Annotated in this window: 1 tRNA gene; it reads right to left on the bottom strand. The window is 55.4% G+C overall.

What is annotated here, in order from left to right:
- Positions 1-46: 46 nt before the first annotated feature.
- Positions 47-120, bottom strand: a tRNA-Met gene (locus tag M3234_RS29110).
- Positions 121-233 lie beyond the last annotated feature (113 nt).

The raw sequence follows: 233 nt of genomic DNA, 5'->3' as shown, positions 1-233 counted from the left end.
CTGCGTGACAGGCAGGCATTCTAACCAACTGAACTACCAGACCGTATTGCGGGGGCAGGATTTGAACCTGCGACCTTCGGGTTATGAGCCCGACGAGCTACCGGACTGCTCCACCCCGCGACAATAAGAAGGTATAAAAAATGTAAAGATGGCGGAGGAAGAGGGATTCGAACCCCCGCGCGGTTTAACCCGCCTGTCGGTTTTCAAGACCGATCCCTTCAGCCAGACTTGGG

It is taken from the genome of Neobacillus niacini, assembly GCF_023715785.1.
GTDB lineage: Bacteria > Bacillota > Bacilli > Bacillales > Cytobacillaceae > Neobacillus > Neobacillus niacini_E.
The sequence above is the reverse complement of the archived record's forward strand: the minus strand, read 5'-3'. Positions and strand labels throughout refer to the sequence as shown.